Below are 20,497 nucleotides of genomic sequence, written 5' to 3' on the forward strand. Positions count from 1 at the left end.
CGATATGGGAAAGGTGGTTTTAATGCGAATTTGAAGCGTTGTTTTTAAGGCAAAAGCTTATCTTCGCGCAAACTTAAATCACAATTTATGACAAAAATTTTTACTACACTACTTGTTGTATTGGGCATTTCTACAACAGCATTTTCACAAACAAAAGGTACAACACAATTTGGCGCTACCATTGGTTACAATGCATCAACCGTAACTGCAAGCGGTTTAACTAACAGCGATTACAGAAGCGGATTTAACATCGGTATTGTGGCTGATCATTATTTTTCAGAAAGCTGGAGTATCAAAGTTAAAGCCCTTTACGATCAAAAAGGCTGGAATAGCGGCTACCTTGAAACAGGCAATGGTAGCTATACCACCAATTATCAGTTAGATTATTTAACTATCCCGGTTATGGCAAACTGGCATTTTGGCCGTACTAAAAACTGGTATTTAAACTTTGGCCCGTATTTGAGTTTCTTATTAAATGCCAAAGAAACAGCTAATAGCATGGATGTAAAAAGCATATTTAGTAGTACTGATGCCGGCCTTGATGTAGGTATTGGTATTAAGTTCCCGGTATCAAACAGTACCAAATTCTTTATTGAGCTTAATGGCCTGGCCGGAGTTTCTGATCTGGTAAAAGACAATCAAGGTTCAACATTAAGAAGCAGTGTATCGGCTATTAATATTGGTCTTAACTTTTAATAGGATTCGATCATAAATAAAAAAGGAGGGTAATCGTTAGATATCCTCCTTTTTTATTTATGACGATTTACGCTTGTTTAGCTCGTCGCGAATCTTAGCGGCTTTTTCATAGGCCTCTTCTGTTAAGGCTTGCTGCAAGCGTGTTTTTAGTTCGTCTTCGCTTAGTGAGGTGTAAGCGCCGGCCGCGGTAGTATGGGTTTTTTCTTCTGGTGTTTCATTAATGTTTTCAAGGTATACAAAATCGTTACCTTCGATTACAATACCGGCTGTTGACAGGATAAATTCATAAGTGTAAATAGGGCAATCAAATCTAACCGACACCGCAATGGCATCAGAGGTTCGTGCATCTATCTCTACTGTTTTTTTACCGTCAGAGCAAATAAGCTTTGAATAGAATATACCATCTATTAGGTTATAGATAATAACTTCCTGCACGGTAATGTTAAATGCCTGCCCCAGGCTTTTAAATAAATCGTGCGTTAGGGGGCGGCTTGGCGTCATTTTCTCTATCTCGATAGCAATGGCCTGTGCTTCAAAACTGCCTATAATAATAGGAAGCCTGCGGCGGCCACTAACTTCGCCCAAAACCAAAGCATACGCGCCCGACTGTGTTTGGCTGTAGGACAGCCCCACAATATCCAGCTTAATCTTTTTCATGTCATTACCCATCACAGCGATATTTTTTTTAAGCTGATGCTTTATACTCTTTAACTGCAGCAATTAATTTCGGCAGTACTTCAAATGCGTCGCCAACAATACCATAATCAGCCACCTTAAAAAACGGAGCTTCGGCATCTTTGTTGATCACAACAATAACTTTTGATGAACTTACGCCGGCAAGGTGCTGTATAGCCCCCGAAATGCCTATCGCAATATACAAATTTGGACTGACAGCTATACCAGTTTGTCCAACATGTTCGCTATGCGGGCGCCACCCTGCATCTGATACCGGTTTTGAACAGGCAGTGGCCGCGCCCAATAGGTCGGCCAGTTCTTCTATCATTCCCCAGTTCTCAGGGCCTTTTAAGCCACGACCAGCCGATACCACAATTTCTGCATCAGGTAAAGATACTTTATCGGTTGAACGAACAATATCTTTTATCATTTCTTTAAAGTCGGATGCTTTTGCTTCCACGTTAAAATCTTCTACCTGCGCAGCAGAACCGCCTTCAACCACTTTATAAGAGTTGGGCGTAAGTGCTATTACTTTGTTGGCCGAGGTTAATTCAACCACTGCAAATGCTTTACCAGAGAAGGCTGTTTTTTTAACGGTAAACTTACCTCCATTTTGCTCTGGCAGGGCAACAGCGCCATCGGCAACACCGGCTTGCAACTTAACACCTAAACGGGGGGCAAGGCCACGGCCACTAAATGAATTGGATAGTACTACTATATCTGCACCATTGGCTTTAGCAGCTTCGGCAATTACCGATGCGTAAGCTTGGTTTACAAAGTTTTTTAGTTTATCGTTTGATACATTTAAAACCTTTTCGGCACCATACCTACCCAATGCTGCTAATTCATCAGCAGCTACATTGCCAATAGATATGGCTATAAGGTTTGTGTTATTTTGGGCGGCAATTGCTTTGGCGTATGATACAGCTTCAAAAGTTGATTTTTTGAATTTACCGCCCGCATTTTCCGCGTATATTAAAACTGACATATTAAAATGTTAATCGTTAAAATCTTTTTAATTTATATAACCCTTGCCTGTGTGTGCAGTAATTCAACCAATTTAGCCGGGTCATCTGCCGAAACCAGGTTAACCTGGCCACGTGGGGCCGGAGTTTCATAACTAATGATCTCTGATAAAGTTTGCACTTCAACAGGTTCAACTACAGCTAAGGGTTTAGTACGGGCACTCATGATGCCGCGCATGTTTGGTATTTTAGGCTCAGCCACACCTTCTGCGCAACCTGCTACAAATGGGAAGGGGATGGTTATCACTTCTTTGCCGCCTTCTATCTCGCGCTCTACAGTGGCTTCAGCATCAGTAACATCTAATTTTTTGATAATAGATACCGATGGGATATCCAACAGTTCGCCCAGCATGCCGGCTACCTTAGAGCCATTGTAGTCGATAGATTCGCGGCCGGTGAGTATCAGGTCAAAAGGGTTCGCTTTAATATGTTCTGCTACCTGGTAAGCAACATACCAGGCATCGTGCGGTTTAGCGTTAATGCGTACAGCATCGGTTGCGCCAATGGCTAATGCTTTACGGATGGTAGCTTCGGTGTTAACCTCGCCAACGTTAATTACAGTTACACTTCCTTTGCCGCCATCAGTTAACTCAATAGCACGTGCAAGGGCAATTTCATCGTACGGGTTTAATATGAACTGAACACCGTTTGTATTAAATTGCGTGTTGTTATCAGTAAAAGTTATTTTTGTAGTGGTATCCGGAACATTGCTGATACATACCAGTATTTTCATCATTGTTATAATTGGTTTATGTTTTTTACAGGTATTGGTAATTAGGACACTGCAAATTTAGTTAAAAAAGAGAGAGTTTAAAATGGAGATAAGCAGATTAGATAAGCTGTTAGCGTTTATACAGAACGAACCCGAAGATGAATTTTTAAAATATGCGCTGGCTACTGAATACCTGCGACTTAATGATTCTGAAAAAGCCCTGAGCTATTACGAAGACCTGGTGAATAATCATCCAAACTACACCGGTACTTACTACCATTTAGGTAAATTATATGAAGCCCTTAACCGTAAAGACGACGCGATAAACACTTATGAGAAGGGTATGGAGATAACAAAAGCCAAACGCGATATGCACGCATTCTCTGAACTGCAGGCCGTTTACCGCTCGGCAAAAGGTTTTGAGGAAGATGATGACGATGATTATTAGAAGAATCAAGACTTTGGAAAAAGTAAAAGCCCGTTTGGTTAAACGGGCTTTCTTATATCTTGATTCTTATGTCTTAATTTCTTGACTCTCTTAAAACGGTGGCTCGTCTTCTATATCATCCATTCTTGATGGGCGAATGATGAAATTACTTGGCTTATCAAAATCTTGTGATGGGTTAAGGCCTGCAAATGCATTGTTGCCTTGTGCCGGGAAGCTATCCATACCCTGGTCAAGATCCTGGAATTTAACATACTTACCTACGAATTTCAACCTTACCTTACCGGTTTCACCGTTACGGTGTTTGGCAATAATAATTTCACCAACACCTTGCGTAGGATTATTATCTTCATCCACATCAAGTCCGTAATATTCGGGGCGATAAAGGAATAGTACCATATCCGCATCCTGCTCAATAGAACCAGATTCACGTAAATCTGATAACATTGGCCTTTTTGAACCGCCCGGCCTGTTCTCAACCGCACGGCTTAACTGCGATAGCGCGATAACTGGTACGTTTAATTCTTTAGCTACAGTTTTCAAAGCTCTTGATATACTACCAATCTCCTGTTCACGGTTACCGCCGCCTTTACCATCTGCCTTACCCTGCATTAACTGCAAGTAGTCAATGATGATTAGCTGGATATCGTGCTGCGATTTTAAGCGGCGGCATTTAGCACGGAATTCAAATATATTAAGGGAGGGGGTATCATCAATAATTAAGGGTGCTGCCTCCAGGCGGCCAATTTTTGAGTGGATCTGCTGCCATTCCCATTCTTCCAGTGTACCCTTACGGATCTTTTCTTGTTCAATTTCGGTTTCGCCGGATATCAAACGATTTACCAACTGAACCGAGGACATTTCCAGCGAGAATACAACAACAGGCTTGTCAAAATCAACCGCAGCATTGCGGGCGCAGCTTAGTACAAACGCTGTTTTACCCATCGCTGGGCGGGCAGCTATAATAACCAGATCGGATTTTTGCCAGCCCGAGGTCATTCTGTCAAGGTCAGTAAAACCGGATGGAACACCTGTTAAACCATCTTTTTTATCTTTTAGCGCCTCAATATCTTTTAACGCCTCATGCACCAGATCGTCCATCTTACGCGAATCACGGCGAAGGTTGTTCTGCGCTATCTCAAAAAGATTCTTTTCGGCTTTGTCCAGCATTTCCAGTACATCAGCGGTATCCTCATAAGCCATACTTATTACCTCGGTTGAGATACGGATAAGCTCGCGCTGTATATATTTTTGTATAATGATACGGGAGTGATATTCAATGTTGGCTGCAGATGCTACACGGTTGGTAAGCTCGGTAATATAATAAGCACCCCCAATCATTTCCAATTCGCCCTGCTGGCGTAACTGTGCGGTTACGGTAAGGATATCTACCGGTGATGTTTTCTCGAAAAGAACACTTATTGTGCTAAATATTTTTTGATGCCTTACATCGTAAAATACCTCTGGTTTTAGTACATCAATTACCGACGAAAGAGCGTCTTTTTCAAGCATTAAAGCGCCTAAAACCGCCTCTTCAAGATCTATTGCCTGAGGGGGTAATTTGCCTAATCCTGCGTAGGGGGAAGGGGTGGTTATCCTGCTTCTGCGGTCGGTAGAATTGGGTTTGTAATTAGGGGTTTCGTTCTCGAAAGTCATACTGAACAAAAATATATAAAAAATGTTCTTGCCTGCTTGTTAATTCGCTAACACTTGAGTTTTCCACATAATGAAAACATTACCAGCGCTATAAATTTTCAAGGTAGTAATTAACATTGTATGTGTATAACGTGTTAATAACGCCATAAGTACTTCATTCTCATATATGTTGATAAATGTTGGCCATTGTTAAGTATTATCAACAATTGTGTAGGCCAGTTAAGTTCAATACCAGTTAAATCAGTTAATATAGCTACTTTTGACGAAATAATTTTATTGAAAATGGCATATAATTCTAAACCTCCACCACGCGAAAGCAATCAGATGGTTTTTGGTATAAGAGCAGTGATTGAAGCAATATTGGCAGGTAAAGAAATTGAGGCTTTATACATGCAACGCGGTCTTGGTGGTGGCCTGCTTAACGAGCTTAAAGAAGTACTTAATGAATACCATATAGTTGGACAGCAGGTGCCGGTTGAAAAGCTGAACCGCATTACCATGAAAAACCATCAGGGTGTTATCGCATTTATATCACCTATCATCTATCAAAAAATAGAAAACATAATACCCGAAGTTTTTGAAAATGGCGAGGTGCCCCTGATATTGGTGCTGGATAGCATTACCGATGTACGTAACATGGGGGCCATTGCTCGTACGGCTGAATGCGCCGGTGTGCATGCTATTGTTATCCCGGCTAAAGGATCAGCACAGATAAACCCGGATGCGATCAAGACATCGGCAGGGGCATTGTATAAGATCCCGGTTTGCCGCCACGATAACTTTATGCAAACTGTAAAGTTTTTGCAGGAATCGGGCTTGCAACTGGTTTGCTGTACCGAAAAAACAAATGATTATATCTATACACCAGATTATACCGCTCCAACGGCTATCATCATGGGTTCGGAAGAAGATGGTATCCGTAACGAGATCATTCGTATATCCGATTACCTGGCCAAGATCCCTATGTTTGGCGAGATAGAATCGCTTAATGTATCGGTATCAACAGGTGTGATCCTTTACGAAGCCATCAGGCAACGACAAGCCACAATTTAGAGTTAAGAATCAAGATATAAGACACAAGAAAGCCCGGTTAAAATATATTGGCCGGGCTTCTCTATTTTTGAGGTCTTGATTCTTGATTCTAAAAATCTTGATTCTCTTCTAAATGTATCTTGCCCCAAATTTATTTTTCACATCGGCAACAACCTGTTTAATGTTTTGCTCCTCGTCGCGGGGGCATATAAGCAGGGTATTGTTGGCTTCAACCACAATATAATCATGCAGGCCCTTTAGTATCACCAGCTTTTCGCCGGGCACATTTACCATGCAATTGCTGCTATCGTACATAATTACTTTTTCTGACGGGATAACCGCATTACCTACATAGTCTTTATCGGCTAACTGATAAATAGAGGCCCAGGTACCTAAATCGCTCCAGCCAAATTCAGATGGCAGCACGTAAACATTAGATGCTTTTTCCATAATGCCATAATCAATAGAAATATTGATACAGCGCTGGTAAACCTTGTGCACAAACTCTTTCTCGTCATCGGTATTATAAACGGAACGCGCCTCGGCAAATATCTCGTGCATTTCGGGCAGGTAGTGATTAAACGAATCAACAATAGCTTTGGCAGACCATACAAAAATACCCGCGTTCCACAAAAAATCACCGCTTTGAATAAATGTTTTGGCTATATCAACAGTAGGTTTTTCAGTAAAGGTTTTTACCTTATGGAAATCCTCATTAAGCGTTTGATCTGTATATTGGATGTATCCGTAACCCGTATCAGGGCGGGATGGTTTAATGCCTAAAGTTATCAGGCAATCATTCTTTGATGCGGTTTCTAAAGATTTTTCAATGGCGGCAATAAAAGCGGTTTCATCCAATATCAGGTGGTCTGAAGGGGCTACAACAATTGCAGCATCGGGATTCATGCTTTCTATCTTAAAGCAACCGTAAGCCACACAAGGGGCGGTGTTACGCATAACAGGCTCGGTCAGTATTTGATCATTTGCCATATCCGGTAGTTGTTTTTTTACCAGGCCGGTGTAATTTTCATTAGTAACAACGTATATATTTTCTTTCGGGCATACTTTCAGGAAGCGTTCGTAAGTGTTTTGTATGAGCGTTTTGCCGGTACCCAATATATCTATAAACTGTTTTGGGTGAGATGTTCTGCTGATTGGCCAAAAACGACTGCCGATTCCGCCAGCCATGATGATGGCATAATAGTTTTTGTTCATTGTATACGTTAAGAATTTTAATTTGGCAAATCCATGCTAAATATGTGCATTAATTTGTAAATCCAGCACTAAGTAAAACTAAATATTTCAATGTGAATTTTACTTTTTTTAAAAGCGATAAATAAACAAATTGTTTTTAATCAAATAATCATTTTAATATAAAATTTTTAACTAAACACAGCGTTTATTTATAAATTTTTGTTATTTTGATCCATAATTTCCAAACGCACAAGTAAATAATGATAGAGACTAAAAAGTCGCTTTTTGATAACCTGCAAAATTTTTTCGGGTTTGATAACTTCAAAGGAGAACAAGAAGCGATTATAACTAATATTTTAGCAGGCAACGATACTTTTGTAATTATGCCTACCGGTGGCGGCAAATCCATGTGTTATCAGTTACCGGCATTAATGAGTGAGGGCACAGCGATTGTGATCTCCCCACTTATTGCTCTAATGAAAAATCAGGTTGACCAGTTGAGGGCCTTCGGAGGTTCGGACAGCATAGCGCATTTTTTAAATTCATCACTAACTAAGGCTGATATATTAAGGGTTAAAGACGATGTACTAAGCGGCAAAACAAAGTTGCTGTATGTTGCGCCCGAATCATTAACCAAACAGGAGAATGTTGATTTTTTAAGACTTAATCAAGTGTCATTCGTGGCCGTTGATGAGGCCCACTGTATTTCGGAATGGGGACATGATTTCCGCCCGGAATATCGCAAGATACGCCAGGTTATAAGCAATATAGGCGATGATATCCCAATTATTGCCCTTACCGCTACCGCAACACCAAAAGTACAGCAGGATATTCAAAAAAACCTGCAAATGAATAATGCAACGGTTTATAAATCATCTTTTAACCGCAATAACCTGTTTTACGAGGTTAGGGCAAAGCGTAATGCTATAAAAGAGATAGTTAAGTTCGTAAAGCAAAATCAGGGTAAATCGGGCATTATTTACTGCCTTAGCCGTAAAAAGGTAGAGGAAGTAGCCGAGGCGTTAAACCTTAACGGTGTAAAAGCACTACCATACCACGCTGGTTTAGACCCCAAAGTACGTGCTGACACGCAGGACAAGTTCCTGATGGAGGATGTAGACGTAATTGTGGCTACTATAGCCTTTGGTATGGGTATAGATAAACCCGATGTTAGGTACGTTATACACCACGATATGCCTAAAAGCATGGAAGGTTACTACCAGGAAACCGGGCGTGCCGGGCGTGATGGTGGTGAAGGTGTATGCGTTGCATTTTACTCGGGTAAGGATATTGATAAACTGCAAAAGTTTATGAAGGATAAGCCCGTTGCCGAACGGGAAATAGGTACGCAGATACTGAAAGAGGTTATTGATTATGCTGAATCATCTGTTTGCCGCCGTAAACAATTGCTGCACTATTTTGGAGAGAATTTTAACGAGGCGGGTTGCAACAACATGTGCGACAACTGCTGCGGACATAAAGTTCATTTCGATGGTGAAGAACACTTGCACAGGGCATTGAGCCTGATTAAACAAATAGGCGAAAAATTCGACGACTGCCACATCATCAATATTTTGATGGGTAAAGATGATGCCCAGGTAAAAAACTACGAACACGATAAGCTTGATTACTTTGGATCGGGCATTGAGCAGGGCGAGAACCTCTGGAACTCGTTAATGCGTCAGGCATTGCTAAATAACTTCCTGTCAAAAGATATTGACCAATACGGCTTACTACATTTAACAAAAACCGGTAACGCGTTTATAGATAATCCTTACAGTATCCGCTTTTTGTTAAACCAGGAGATGGGCCCTACTGATGAGGATGAAGCTGAAGACGGACCTAAACAGGGCGGTGGCGCTTTAGATACGGAGCTGCTGCAGATGCTTAAAGACCTGCGCAAGAAGCTGGCTAAACAAAAAGGCTTGCCTCCGTTTGTTATCTTCCAGGATCCATCGTTAGAGGAGATGTGTACGCATTATCCTATCAATACCGAAGAGCTGAAACAAATATCGGGTGTGGGAGCGGGTAAGGCGTTAAAGTTTGGTGCCCCGTTTATTGATCTGATAAGCAAATACGTAGAAGACAATGATATTGACCGCCCGGTTGATATGGTAATAAAAAGTGCTGCAAATAAATCGGCATTAAAAGTTTTCATTATACAGAATATCGATCGTCATTTAAATTTAGATGATATAGCAGCTTCGAAAGGCCTCACCTACGAAGAAATACTAAAAGAGGTTGAAACTATTGTAAACTCGGGCACAAAGCTTAACCTTAACTATTACATCGACGAGATGATTGATGAGGACAAGCAGGAAGAGGTTTACGACTACTTTAAATCGGCCGAGGTTGATTCTATTGATGATGCTTTAAATGAACTTGGTTCTGATGATTATACCCGCGAAGAGGTGCAGTTAATGCGCATCAAATTCCTGTCGGAAGTGGGAAATTAAATCTTTGAGGTTTTTTACCACAGAGTACATAAAGAGAAAAACCCAAAGGTCACAGAGATTTAATTCTTTGTGACCTTTGTGGTTTTACTGGATTTGCAAATCTCAGTGTTCTCTGTGGTTAAATTCAACTATTTCGCTATTATCATAAACTCTGTCCGACGGTTTAAAGCGCGGTTATCATCTGTTGTATTTGGGGCTATGGGTTGTGCTTCGCCATATCCTTTATAAACCAATCTTGTTGCTACAATACCATTAGCAGATAGGTATTGATAAACCGAATTTGCCCGTTTCTCGGATAGCACAACATTAGTTTCATTATTACCTACATCATCTGTAAAGCCGGATATCTCTATTTTAACGGTTGGGTTAAGCTGTAAAAATTCCACCAGCTTTTGTAGTTCGGCTTTTGATTCGGCTTTCAATTCAAACTTATTAGTGTCGAAGAAGATATTCTTCAATATTACCTTATTGCCCACCTCAATTGGTGATAACAATACTGTGAGGTTAAACGCCTTTTTATCTTTAAGACCAATCAGCGAGAAATTGTCAGAATAGAACAAATATCCGGTTCGGGATATGTTTAAGCCATAATTTTTACCTGCGCTTAATGTTGCCAGAAACTCCCCGGCATCTTCCGAACTATAATCCTGAAAAACCGGAATATTCTTTTGCAGGTCGATGATCTCTATAGCGGCCTCTAAAGGCGCTTTGGTCTTTTTATCTGCTACGGTACCCTTTACGTATGTTACGATGTTAGGCCGCAAGTTAGGGGGTAACTCGAAGGTGTAGATATCATATCCGCCATAGCCTTTTAAGTTATTCGATGAAAAGAAGGCGTAAGAGCCGTTTGCGGTTAGCGTTAATCCATTCTCGTCTCCGCTTGAGTTAATAGGGTAGCCCAGGTTTTCGGGTTTTTGCCATTTACCATCCTTACTTAACCGGCTCACAAAAAGATCTTTATTACCCATTCCCGGCCAGCCGTTACTACAAAAGTAAAAGGTACTGTCATCAGGGTGAATGAAGGGAGATTGCTCGTCATAAGCGGTATTAATTTCCGGCCCCATGTTTTCAGGGTTACTCCAGCCTTTGTCCGTCAGGTTAGATTTCCAGATGTCGTATCCGCCGTATCCACCTTTACGATTGCTCACAAAATAAAGCGTGCGCCCATCTGCACTGATAGAAGGTTGTGCTTCCCAGCCAGAAGTATTTATGGGGGAGCTTAGGCTGAATGGTTTGGCCCAGTCATCGCCCTTTTTTTGTGCGATATAAATATCACATCTACCCAAACCATCGGGCCGATTACAGCCGGTGAAGAACAAATACTTACCATCTTGCGATATAGATTGTGCACCCTCGTTATAAGCCGATGTATTTATGATATTGCTCAGGTATTGAGCGCTTTGCCATTGGTTATTTAACTTGTTGCTTTTATAAAAATCTTCGTTATTATCTATCTTTCGGGTAAAAATCAATGTGCTTTCATCAGCAGTAGCAACAGGTAGATATTCATCTGCAGCAGTATTAATTTCGGCCCCCATATTAACAGGCACAAAAGCTACGGGGTGGGTTAAAGCTTGTATGCTAAACTTGCAATCGGCTATTAATTTTTGAGCATAGGCTGTATTTTGCGCGGTAATATTTGGATAGGTCAGATATTTTTCCAGGTGATGTAAAGCAGGGTCGTATTGGGCGCTGGTTATCTCACAATCACCAATTTTTAAATAAACAGATCGGTTGTATTCAGGGTCTAACTCAATAACTTTTAGGAAGTGTGTAATGGCTGGTTTGTAAATATGCCTCATCCTTAGCACATCTGCTAATTGTGCGTGCGCTTCAATAAATTTAGGATCTGCCTTAACAGCTTGTTCCAGTTGGGTAATGGCCTCGTCATATAAGCGATCATCAAGGCTTTGGTTAGCCCGCGCATAATATTTAATAGCTTCCTGGTCTGTAGTTGAATAACGCTTTTGCTGGGCAAACACACTTACAGATAATAGCAACAAGAAAATAAACAGAAAATAGGTTTTGCGCATTAGTAACTGATACGATAATCAATACACTAAGTTACAATATTAAGGGATATTTAAGTACTTGTGGGTTTGCAATGATATTTCCCATTGTGGATTAGCCATTACATAATCTACAATAAGCGGGGTCATTTCCGCGTGTTTAGACCATTCGGGTTGTAGGTACAGTTTGCAATCGGGGCCAACCAGCTTAGCATGATGCTCTGCAAAAGCAAAATCAGATTTATTAAAAACGATAACCTTTAGCTCGTTAGCCTTGTCGGCCACCATTTGGGTTGGTGCTTTAAACTTTTTAGGCGATAAACAGATCCAGTCCCAATTACCCGAAAGGGGATAAGCACCCGATGTTTCAATAAAGGTTTTAATGCCTTTTTGCTGCAGGTTTTGGGTAAGATAATCAAGGTTATATATCAACGGTTCGCCGCCGGTAACTACTACGGCTTTTGATGGAAACTTTGTAGCATTTTCTACAATGGTATCGGCAGCAGTAAGCGGGTGCAGCTCGGCATCCCAGCTCTCTTTAACATCGCACCAGTGGCAACCCACATCGCAGCCGCCAAGGCGGATAAAATAGGCAGCCTTGCCGGTATTGTATCCCTCTCCCTGTATCGTATAAAACTCTTCCATTAAAGGAAGTAATGTGCCGTCTTCCGGAACCTGGTGTGCCATAATAGGGCGCAAAGGTACGGTTTTGAGCGCAAAGGATAAAGGTAAATGAAGAAACGCTTGTATGAAGAAGCAAAATTGACATTATAACAATAAAATCATTTAACTTTTTAACTTTCAGCATTTTTAACTATTATTACTTGAAATTTCGCCGCATGAAGAAAATATACTTATCGGTAATATTTTTAGCGCTATTGTGCTTTAGCTCATGCGTAGATATTGAGGAACGTTACGATTTTAAGCAAGATGGCGCCTGCAATGTGGTTTATGGCTTTGACATGAGCAAGGCAGTATCCGTACTCATGAACCTGATGACCGACTCGGTACGCGAAACCCCACAATTTGGTATGGTTAAAGATACCACCCTTAACTTTTATAGCGCCCTGCCCGATAGTATCTCCCAAAAAATGAATGCCGAAGAAATGAAAATGGCGCAGGGGAGTGATCTGGCTATTAAAATGGACTTGAAAAAGAACATTATGAAGGTAAGTATTAAGCACGAGGCTAAAAATGCTACCGACCTGCAATATTATCTGCAGCACCTTAGCAGCATATCTATGAATAGCCAGCTAAACAACGTCACTAAAAGATCCTTTGATACACAACCTTTAATAACCGGGCAAAGCTATTACACTTACGAAATAACCGACCATAAGTTTTACCGCATAATTGATAAAGTTAAATTCAATGCCTTTTTGAAAAAGGCGGGTTCTAAATTTGCAATGGCAAAGGCTATGCTGATTGATATGCCCTATAAAGTGATATTGAATTTTGCAAAACCGGTTAAGAAGATCAATAATTCTAAAGCTGTATTATCTGCCGATAGGAGAAGGGTCACGCTGGTAACCACCATGGACGAGGTGATGAAAAACCCTGCTTTAATGAACCTTAAGATAGATTTTTAGTCCTTAATGAAATGGTATCCTATACCCGGTATTGAACTAACCGGTAAGCCATTTATTCGAAAAGTTAAGGTAAGTGGTAAAGGCATCATCGTCATTGGTTATGAGGATAAGCTTTATGCCCTGGGTTCTACCTGCCCGCATGCCGGCGCCGAATTAAGTGGCGGCTGGTGTAAAGAGGGCAAGATCATTTGCCCTTTTCACAGGTATTCTTACGATCTGCAAACAGGCAAAGGCAGCCCCGGCCAAAACGATTACGTAGATAGCTATCCCGTTGAAATAAGGGAAGGCGAGGTGTACGTTGGAATTGAAACTTTTTGGGATAGAGTGTTAAGCAGATAAAAGCGCTGGGTATGTGCGATTCCTTCCCCCGGGAAGGAGGAGGAAGGGGTTAATAAATTGTAAAGCGTTTAACCCCTCCCTAACCCTCCCGTGGGGAGGGAATTAAGGAGAATAATAATTATTCGTAAACCTCTTTATTAGCCGATGATAGCGTGTTTTTTAACAAACCGATAATGGTCATTAAACCTACGCCGCCCGGTACCGGGGTTATCCACGACGCTTTAGGTGCAACACCTTCAAAATCAACATCGCCATATAGTTTGTAGCCCGATTTGGTAACCGTTGATGTTTCGCGGTTCATGCCTACGTCAATTACTACAACACCGTCCTTCACCATATCGGCGGTGATAAAGTTCTTTTTACCAATAGCTACGATAAGGATATCAGCATCAAGTGTGAATTTTTTAATATCAGGTGTGCGGCTGTGGCAAATGGTAACAGTACAGTTACCCGGATAAGTATTGCGCGCCATTAATATGCTCATAGGTGAGCCCACAATATTGCTACGACCAACAACTACACAATGCTTGCCTGAGGTTTCAACGCCGTACTCTTTTAGCATTAAAGTAATGCCATAAGGAGTAGCTGGTATAAACGACGGTAAATTACGCTGCATGCGGCCCAAATTAACCGGATGGAAGCCATCAACATCCTTGCGGTGATCAATACGTTCAGTTACCTTCTCCGGATCGATATGTTTTGGCAGGGGAAGTTGTACTATGATACCGTCGATATCCTCATCGGCATTTAGTTCAGCAACTTTGGCAAGCAGTTCTTCTTCCGTAACATCATCTTCGTAACGTACTAAAGTAGATTTAAAACCTACCTTTTCGCAGTTTTTCATTTTACTGGCAACATAGGTTTCGCTGCCGCCATCGTGGCCAACTAAAACGGCTACCAAATGTGGTTTGCGACCTGTGCGCTCCAAAATTTTAGCTGCTTCTTCAGCTATTTCAACCTTAAGTTTTTCTGATACGTATTTTCCGTCGAGTAACTGCATAATAGATATGAGATATGAGACTTGAGATATGAGATAGAAATTATTCGACTGCCGTCTCAAATCTCATATCTAACATCTCAAATCTAAAGATTAGTCTAATTTCAATACCGCCATAAACGCCGATTGTGGTATTTCTACGTTACCAACCTGGCGCATGCGTTTTTTACCGGCTTTTTGTTTTTCCAACAGTTTACGCTTACGCGATATATCACCACCATAACATTTTGCGGTAACATCTTTACGCATAGCTTTAACCGTTTCGCGGGCGATGATCTTGGCACCAATAGATGCCTGTATAATGATCTCGAATTGCTGGCGCGGTAACAGCTCTTTCAACTTTTCGCAGATCTTTTTACCAAAATCGTATGAGTTACCACGGAAGATCAATGATGATAAAGCATCAACCGGCTCAGAGTTTAATTTGATATCCAAACGAACTAAATCGCTTGGGCGATAACCTATCTGGTGATAATCAAACGATGCGTAGCCTTTTGAGATGGTTTTTAATTTATCATAGAAATCAAATACGATCTCGCCCATTGGCATCTCGAAAACCAGTTCGACACGGTCAGATGTCAGGTATGATTGATTTTTTATAAAACCACGTTTCTGGATACAAAGCGACATCACCGGGCCAACAAAGTCGGACTTGGTAATAATAGTAGCTTTGATATACGGCTCTTCTACACGGTCAATTTTACTTGGGTCGGGCAGGTCAGACGGGTTATTTACTGTTATTTCTTCGCCTTTGGTTGAGTACGCCAGGTATGATACGTTGGGCACGGTAGTAATAACCGTCATGTTAAACTCACGTTCTAACCGCTCCTGGATAATTTCCATATGCAGCATACCCAGGAAACCGCATCGGAAGCCAAAGCCTAAGGCCGCAGAAGATTCAGGCTCGAAAACTAACGATGCATCATTCAATTGCAATTTAGCCATTGATTCGCGCAATTCTTCGAAATCATCGGTATCAACAGGGTATATACCCGCGAATACCATTGGCTTTACTTCTTCAAAACCTTGTATGCCGCTTTCGCATGGGCGGTTAATAGTAGTGATCGTATCGCCAACCTTTACCTCTCGCGATTCTTTAATACCCGATATGATGTAACCCACATCGCCGGTTTTTATAACATCTTTGGGGAGTTGCTTTAATTTAAGCGTGCCTACTTCCTCTGCTATATATTGCTTTTCGGTAGCAAAGAACTTCACTTTATCACCCTTGCGAATCTCGCCGTTCACTACTTTAAAGTAAGCGACAATACCACGGAACGAGTTATAAACCGAGTCAAATATCAATGCCTGTAAAGGTGCTTCCGGGTCGCCAACAGGGGCGGGGACACGCTCAATAATGGCACGTAAAATATCATATACGCCCATACCGGTTTTGCCGGATGCGGCCAAAATTTCTTCGCGTTTGCAACCTATCAGCTCAACAATCTGGTCTTTAACTTCCTCGGGCATAGCGCCGGGCAAGTCCATCTTGTTTAGTACAGGGATAATTTCCAGGTCGTTCTCTAACGCTAAGTAAAGGTTAGATATGGTCTGTGCCTGTATACCTTGTGCCGCATCTACAATAAGTAATGCGCCCTCGCAGGCCGCTATTGAGCGCGATACCTCGTACGAAAAATCTACGTGGCCGGGGGTATCTATCAGGTTCAGAACGTATTTCTGCCCATCCAGTTCATAATCCATCTGTATAGCATGGCTTTTTATGGTGATGCCACGCTCGCGCTCCAGATCCATATCATCAAGCAATTGTGCCTGCGATTCGCGCTGGGTGATGGTGCCGGTATATTCTAATAACCTATCGGCAAGGGTACTTTTACCGTGGTCAATATGTGCTATTATACAAAAATTACGTATGTGCTTCATTCAGCGCAAAAATAACTTTTTAAGCGGATAAATTGGCATGTAATTTTGCCTAATGATTTTACCTGGGTTGCTGCAATAGTTCAAACAGGCAGGCGGTTAGGTTGAAACAGAAATGGAAGAATATGCCATACCAAAGTGTGTTTTCGCGCACGCGTACATAACCTATAAACAACGCGAATGGGATAAGCCAGAATAACGATATAAAACTGAGGTGGATAATGGCAAACAAAAACGCGGAAATGTAAACAGCCTGGTTTGTATCTGACACCTTTAAAAGGCTTTGCAACAAATATCCTCTAAAGCCTAGTTCTTCAAATAAGGCAGGCGTAACCGCGGTGAAAAATACCAATAAAAACATGGCGTAATAATTATCGCGGGACGCATTAAACAGATGTTCTTCCTGCGAAAAGATGGTGACATTTAGCCAATTTACAGAGTAATGTACCAGGAAAGCCCCGGCCATGGCTATGCCACAGTATGCCGACAACTTTTGTAATGAAAACCCCGGCCATTTGAGCAATGCTTTATTTTCTGACCAGTTGATAGCAAAAAAAACAATAGTTAAAAGTATGCCTGCAACTTCAAGAACCAGGTACCACGCCATTTCCTGGAACGCGTCGGTAAATTTACTTAAGCAGCATAAGAGCAGATATAACCCATAAAATACTGCGGCCTGTTTCAACAGGTTCCATTGGTCGGCAACCTTAACTTCTGACGTCGACTGCTTTGCACCACAGCTATTACAAAATTTACTACCGGTGTTTAGTAAAGCTGCGCATTGTATGCAGGCTTTTGTTTCAGGCAGTTCAATCTCTTCGGTTAGCAACGGGTTAATCTTTTAAATTGTGCTCTTTTTTAAACTTCTCCAGTTCAAGCGCCGATTTAATACCGTTTATCAAGTACCCTATGATAACAATTTTAATGATTATACCACTTGCTATGTTAACCGGGTTATCAATGATGAGCAATATTTGAACAATGAGATAAAGCACCAAACCTGATACAATGCAAGCCAGGGGTTTTTTCCGGCTGTAACCACCCAATACTAAAAATAAAACGGCTAAAATTAATGAAGGCAAAGTGTAGGCTAATACATTTGGATCATCCTGCTTCATAAAGAAACTGATGATGGCACCTAACAGAGCGAAACCCGCAAGATAGTATAATGAATTACCAGCTTTTCTTACTTTATCATAATATTCTTTGTAGTATATGCCGGTAACTTCATTTTCACCAATGAATTTACGTTGCTCGTCTTCCGTTCCCTTTAAAGGGTAGCCACAGTTTGTGCAGAAAACATCATCAGTTACAATTTCTGTAAAGCAGGAAGCACACCTCTCTTTTGGTGGTGATATGGTTAGGCTATCGTCCATTTTTATTGTTAAGATTTAGATACCCCAATATAATCATACAAATTGATTATGAAAGAAAATTTTATAATAGTTGATAGGTGTGTCTCTAAAGCACCGCCTGTACAAAAACAGGAGTTTCGGTAACCTGTATTTTTAACTTGCCATTTGTGGTATTTACTTTTTTACTTGTCATAGCATCAGCACCGGGTTTAAGGGTATAAATGGTAGCTGTGGTAGCTTTGCCAAGGTCAAGGGTGTAAGTAGCAACACGGCCTTTTTGATCGGGCACTGTTAATACATACATGGTTTTATGATCAGCGCGATACCTGTCTACAAGCGGGTCGGCATTAATGGTGCCTTTGTAAGCATAGTTACCCATTAGCTTGTTGGTTTGCAGTATATAGTCACCAGCCGGGCGAAGTTTTGTCCCTTCTGCCAAACCGGATGTTGAATATTGTTCAGGGTTATTGGGTGTGGCATCAAACAATTGATAAAAGAACAGGCGTTTTACGCCATGCCGCGCATACATTAATGATGAACGCAGTATCCAGTCGGCCTGGGTTATTAATACCGGCTTATTGCCGATAGGAGGCGCGTGCTGATAACTATGCTGGTTAATGTCGTAACCTGTTTCGGTTACCCATACTTCCGGTTTGTTTTTTAGCCCATTGGCCAGGTTTACAAAATCGTCTGCAACCTTACCTGATCCTGAAAGCTCGGGCGCTACACCTGTAGTAGCGTTTTTATGCGTAAAAACACTTCCATTATTCGAGTACAGGTGATAATTGATCACATCAAAGCATAAGTTAATGCTACCATCGGCTTTTATACCCCGGTTGGTTTTGCACCAGTTTATCATTCTTTGCACATAGTTAATATCAGCGGTAGATAAGCCACCCATCACTACAATCATATTGGGATCGGCAGTTTTAACACCCGCGTTATTGCCTAACGTGCCTTTATGCCCATCGTAAAAAGCCGACATATTAGCCGCATATTCTTCAGGCGTTTGCGTGGCTTTATCGCCCTTCCACCAGCGGTCGTTCTCGTTGCCGCACTCTATATATTTTATTAGGCCAAGGCCAATTTTTACCGTATTTACCGGGTCGTTTTTCCAGCGGGGGCGGCCATCTACTTTTACCAAGTCTGGATTTATCCCGGTATTAGAACCATATCGCGCAGCAAACTGAAATGCAGTGCGTGCCTGTACAATATACGATGCCGGTGACGAGCGGTTAGCTCCATAAGGTGTTGGGACATTCTCATTGTCGCGTTCAGATGTCGGATAAGTGTTCATCATCCATACCGGCAGGTTTTTAATATCAGCTAATACCATAATGCTATCCTGCTTACAACGGCTGTAAATTACATCATAATACCAACTGCCGTTATTGGTTGGGTTGTAAGTATAATTGCCTTCGGTATTCTCCAATTTATTCCAGTTTAGGTAATGCCTCACCGAGCTAAAGGATTTGATGAGGGCCATATTGGCTTCGTAGATCTGGTTGCGGTTGTTTGGTGCTGCAGGGTTCTCTAAAAAGTTCCACTCATACCCGTTTATGCCAAACATGTTTTTTAAAGGGGTTTGGTTGCTGTCAATAGCGTTTACTTTGTTTGGGTTTATCACCCTAACGGTATCTTTACCGGGGTGTACAGGTTCGGAGTGGCAGCGCGAAAATCCAAGAATTGCAATTAATACAGAAAACATCCATTTATAGGAAAATAGTAATTGCATACCTAACATTTACAAGACGAATTAATTTGGTTAAAAAGCGCTTAAAGGTATTAACAATCTGTTAAACCCGGTTATCTTTAAACAAAAATGCCACACCGTATTACCGGCATGGCATTTTATAAGTTTTGTTCTTTGGCTTAAAATAACATTTCGTTTGGAGGGGTTGCACCTTTTAAACGGATGTAAATAGTGGTTTGGCCACGGTGGTGTGTTTGGTGCTCAAACGCTTTTGCTAATAGCAAGCCACGGGTTGATTTCATTTTACCCATAGCCACTTCTTCTTTAAACTGAGCGTCTGTCATAGCCTGGATGCTGGCGATAGCAAAATCGTAGCTGTCTAAAACCGCTTTGGTAGTAGCCTCTTTTGTTTGCGCGATCGTTTTCTCTACCGAAACATCTTTGCCAAGCGGACTTGGTTTGCCAGTTGCTGTAGAGATAAAGAAATAATTTGCATCGGCAAGATGAAGCATTTGGCCGGCAAAGCTGCGCACTTCCGGGGTTGCTTTAAATCCGTAACCATCGGCAGGCATGGCATCTAAATAAGCTTTAGTGTAGGCCTTAGCGCGTGTCCATTCGGCAACGGTCTGGTCTTTGGTGATCTGCGCAAAAACCGAAGTACAGGCAAACACCATTACGGCTAAAAGGAATGATAATTTTTTCATATTAGGTTAATTTAAGTTTTCAGGATAAAGATAATTTTTATT

19 protein-coding genes are annotated in these 20,497 nt (G+C 41.4%); 6 read left to right on the forward strand and 13 right to left on the reverse strand.

The window, feature by feature from the left end:
• Positions 1-87 precede the first annotated feature (87 nt).
• Positions 88-696, forward strand: coding sequence for a porin family protein (locus NPE20_RS01490; RefSeq protein WP_256536822.1), 609 nt, complete (start codon positions 88-90; stop codon positions 694-696).
• A 57-nt stretch (positions 697-753) separates the two neighbouring features.
• Here NPE20_RS01490 and NPE20_RS01495 read toward each other — a convergent pair whose 3' ends face one another.
• Genes NPE20_RS01495 through NPE20_RS01505 form a run of 3 tightly spaced genes read right to left on the reverse strand, consistent with a single transcriptional unit; the run spans position 754 to position 3,129 of the window.
• Positions 754-1,353 (reverse strand): bifunctional nuclease family protein, encoded by a 600-nt coding sequence (locus tag NPE20_RS01495; RefSeq protein ID WP_256536823.1) that lies wholly within the window; start codon positions 1,351-1,353, stop codon positions 754-756.
• Positions 1,354-1,381: 28 nt separating this feature from the next.
• On the reverse strand, positions 1,382-2,359 hold the full coding sequence (locus NPE20_RS01500) for an electron transfer flavoprotein subunit alpha/FixB family protein (RefSeq protein WP_256536824.1): 978 nt from the start codon (positions 2,357-2,359) through the stop codon (positions 1,382-1,384).
• Positions 2,360-2,391: 32 nt separating this feature from the next.
• Complete coding sequence (locus tag NPE20_RS01505) at positions 2,392-3,129, reverse strand: electron transfer flavoprotein subunit beta/FixA family protein (protein ID WP_256538659.1); 738 nt, start codon at positions 3,127-3,129, stop codon at positions 2,392-2,394.
• A gap of 82 nt (positions 3,130-3,211) precedes the next feature.
• On the opposite strand from NPE20_RS01505, the gene NPE20_RS01510 reads away from it, so the two are divergent.
• Positions 3,212-3,556, forward strand: coding sequence for a tetratricopeptide repeat protein (locus tag NPE20_RS01510; protein WP_256536825.1), 345 nt, complete (start codon positions 3,212-3,214; stop codon positions 3,554-3,556).
• Positions 3,557-3,646: 90 nt separating this feature from the next.
• On the opposite strand, the gene dnaB is transcribed toward NPE20_RS01510, so the two are convergent.
• Complete coding sequence (gene dnaB, locus NPE20_RS01515) at positions 3,647-5,209, reverse strand: replicative DNA helicase (RefSeq protein WP_256536826.1); 1,563 nt, start codon at positions 5,207-5,209, stop codon at positions 3,647-3,649.
• Positions 5,210-5,491: 282 nt separating this feature from the next.
• Between dnaB and rlmB the strand changes: the two genes are divergently transcribed.
• On the forward strand, positions 5,492-6,262 hold the full coding sequence (rlmB, locus tag NPE20_RS01520; protein WP_256536827.1) for a 23S rRNA (guanosine(2251)-2'-O)-methyltransferase RlmB: 771 nt from the start codon (positions 5,492-5,494) through the stop codon (positions 6,260-6,262).
• A 108-nt stretch (positions 6,263-6,370) separates the two neighbouring features.
• On the opposite strand, the gene NPE20_RS01525 is transcribed toward rlmB, so the two are convergent.
• Positions 6,371-7,456: a mannose-1-phosphate guanylyltransferase gene (locus tag NPE20_RS01525; protein ID WP_256536828.1), complete on the reverse strand. Its 1,086-nt coding sequence runs from the start codon at positions 7,454-7,456 to the stop codon at positions 6,371-6,373.
• A 242-nt stretch (positions 7,457-7,698) separates the two neighbouring features.
• Between NPE20_RS01525 and recQ the strand changes: the two genes are divergently transcribed.
• The gene (gene recQ / locus NPE20_RS01530) at positions 7,699-9,891 is read left to right on the forward strand and encodes a DNA helicase RecQ (protein ID WP_256538660.1); all 2,193 of its coding nucleotides are present in this window, start codon (positions 7,699-7,701) and stop codon (positions 9,889-9,891) included.
• A gap of 128 nt (positions 9,892-10,019) precedes the next feature.
• On the opposite strand, the gene NPE20_RS01535 is transcribed toward recQ, so the two are convergent.
• Both NPE20_RS01535 and NPE20_RS01540 read right to left on the reverse strand, forming a co-directional pair.
• Positions 10,020-11,924, reverse strand: coding sequence for an OmpA family protein (locus tag NPE20_RS01535; protein ID WP_256536829.1), 1,905 nt, complete (start codon positions 11,922-11,924; stop codon positions 10,020-10,022).
• Positions 11,925-11,963: 39 nt separating this feature from the next.
• The gene (locus NPE20_RS01540; RefSeq protein ID WP_256536830.1) at positions 11,964-12,587 is read right to left on the reverse strand and encodes a 7-carboxy-7-deazaguanine synthase QueE; all 624 of its coding nucleotides are present in this window, start codon (positions 12,585-12,587) and stop codon (positions 11,964-11,966) included.
• 152 nt (positions 12,588-12,739) lie between these two features.
• Between NPE20_RS01540 and NPE20_RS01545 the strand changes: the two genes are divergently transcribed.
• Complete coding sequence (locus NPE20_RS01545) at positions 12,740-13,489, forward strand: hypothetical protein (RefSeq protein ID WP_256536831.1); 750 nt, start codon at positions 12,740-12,742, stop codon at positions 13,487-13,489.
• Between the two features lie 6 nt (positions 13,490-13,495).
• Entirely contained in the window at positions 13,496-13,828 is a 333-nt protein-coding gene (locus NPE20_RS01550; protein ID WP_256536832.1) for a Rieske (2Fe-2S) protein, read from the forward strand.
• A 118-nt stretch (positions 13,829-13,946) separates the two neighbouring features.
• On the opposite strand, the gene NPE20_RS01555 is transcribed toward NPE20_RS01550, so the two are convergent.
• The 6 genes from NPE20_RS01555 to NPE20_RS01580 form a co-directional block, all read right to left on the reverse strand.
• Positions 13,947-14,828 carry a bifunctional 5,10-methylenetetrahydrofolate dehydrogenase/5,10-methenyltetrahydrofolate cyclohydrolase gene (locus tag NPE20_RS01555; RefSeq protein WP_256536833.1) on the reverse strand — a complete coding sequence of 294 codons (882 nt, stop codon included), beginning with the start codon at positions 14,826-14,828 and terminating at the stop codon, positions 13,947-13,949.
• A gap of 90 nt (positions 14,829-14,918) precedes the next feature.
• Positions 14,919-16,706: a translation elongation factor 4 gene (gene lepA, locus NPE20_RS01560; protein ID WP_256536834.1), complete on the reverse strand. Its 1,788-nt coding sequence runs from the start codon at positions 16,704-16,706 to the stop codon at positions 14,919-14,921.
• A 58-nt stretch (positions 16,707-16,764) separates the two neighbouring features.
• Positions 16,765-17,532: a CPBP family intramembrane glutamic endopeptidase gene (locus NPE20_RS01565; protein ID WP_256536835.1), complete on the reverse strand. Its 768-nt coding sequence runs from the start codon at positions 17,530-17,532 to the stop codon at positions 16,765-16,767.
• 4 nt (positions 17,533-17,536) lie between these two features.
• The gene (locus NPE20_RS01570; RefSeq protein WP_256536836.1) at positions 17,537-18,079 is read right to left on the reverse strand and encodes a hypothetical protein; all 543 of its coding nucleotides are present in this window, start codon (positions 18,077-18,079) and stop codon (positions 17,537-17,539) included.
• 85 nt (positions 18,080-18,164) lie between these two features.
• Complete coding sequence (locus NPE20_RS01575; protein WP_256536837.1) at positions 18,165-19,793, reverse strand: hypothetical protein; 1,629 nt, start codon at positions 19,791-19,793, stop codon at positions 18,165-18,167.
• 137 nt (positions 19,794-19,930) lie between these two features.
• Positions 19,931-20,455, reverse strand: a complete 525-nt coding sequence (locus tag NPE20_RS01580; protein WP_256536838.1) for a DinB family protein — start codon at positions 20,453-20,455, stop codon at positions 19,931-19,933.
• Positions 20,456-20,497 lie beyond the last annotated feature (42 nt).

This window comes from Mucilaginibacter aquariorum (assembly GCF_024498135.1).
Taxonomy (GTDB): domain Bacteria; phylum Bacteroidota; class Bacteroidia; order Sphingobacteriales; family Sphingobacteriaceae; genus Mucilaginibacter; species Mucilaginibacter aquariorum.

Bases quoted from the DNA above. Each gene is read 5' to 3' on its own strand.
- NPE20_RS01550 (WP_256536832.1), top strand. From the start codon at position 13,496: ATGAAATGGTATCCTATACCCGGTATTGAACTAACCGGTAAGCCATTT.
- NPE20_RS01500 (WP_256536824.1), bottom strand. From the start codon at position 2,359: ATGTCAGTTTTAATATACGCGGAAAATGCGGGCGGTAAATTCAAAAAA.
- NPE20_RS01540 (WP_256536830.1), bottom strand. From the start codon at position 12,587: ATGGCACACCAGGTTCCGGAAGACGGCACATTACTTCCTTTAATGGAA.
- NPE20_RS01570 (WP_256536836.1), bottom strand. From the start codon at position 18,079: ATGGACGATAGCCTAACCATATCACCACCAAAAGAGAGGTGTGCTTCC.
- dnaB (WP_256536826.1), bottom strand. From the start codon at position 5,209: ATGACTTTCGAGAACGAAACCCCTAATTACAAACCCAATTCTACCGAC.
- NPE20_RS01505 (WP_256538659.1), bottom strand. From the start codon at position 3,129: ATGAAAATACTGGTATGTATCAGCAATGTTCCGGATACCACTACAAAA.
- NPE20_RS01510 (WP_256536825.1), top strand. From the start codon at position 3,212: ATGGAGATAAGCAGATTAGATAAGCTGTTAGCGTTTATACAGAACGAA.
- NPE20_RS01525 (WP_256536828.1), bottom strand. From the start codon at position 7,456: ATGAACAAAAACTATTATGCCATCATCATGGCTGGCGGAATCGGCAGT.
- NPE20_RS01575 (WP_256536837.1), bottom strand. From the start codon at position 19,793: ATGCAATTACTATTTTCCTATAAATGGATGTTTTCTGTATTAATTGCA.
- NPE20_RS01490 (WP_256536822.1), top strand. From the start codon at position 88: ATGACAAAAATTTTTACTACACTACTTGTTGTATTGGGCATTTCTACA.
- NPE20_RS01580 (WP_256536838.1), bottom strand. From the start codon at position 20,455: ATGAAAAAATTATCATTCCTTTTAGCCGTAATGGTGTTTGCCTGTACT.
- lepA (WP_256536834.1), bottom strand. From the start codon at position 16,706: ATGAAGCACATACGTAATTTTTGTATAATAGCACATATTGACCACGGT.
- NPE20_RS01545 (WP_256536831.1), top strand. From the start codon at position 12,740: ATGAAGAAAATATACTTATCGGTAATATTTTTAGCGCTATTGTGCTTT.
- NPE20_RS01555 (WP_256536833.1), bottom strand. From the start codon at position 14,828: ATGCAGTTACTCGACGGAAAATACGTATCAGAAAAACTTAAGGTTGAA.
- rlmB (WP_256536827.1), top strand. From the start codon at position 5,492: ATGGCATATAATTCTAAACCTCCACCACGCGAAAGCAATCAGATGGTT.
- NPE20_RS01495 (WP_256536823.1), bottom strand. From the start codon at position 1,353: ATGAAAAAGATTAAGCTGGATATTGTGGGGCTGTCCTACAGCCAAACA.
- NPE20_RS01535 (WP_256536829.1), bottom strand. From the start codon at position 11,924: ATGCGCAAAACCTATTTTCTGTTTATTTTCTTGTTGCTATTATCTGTA.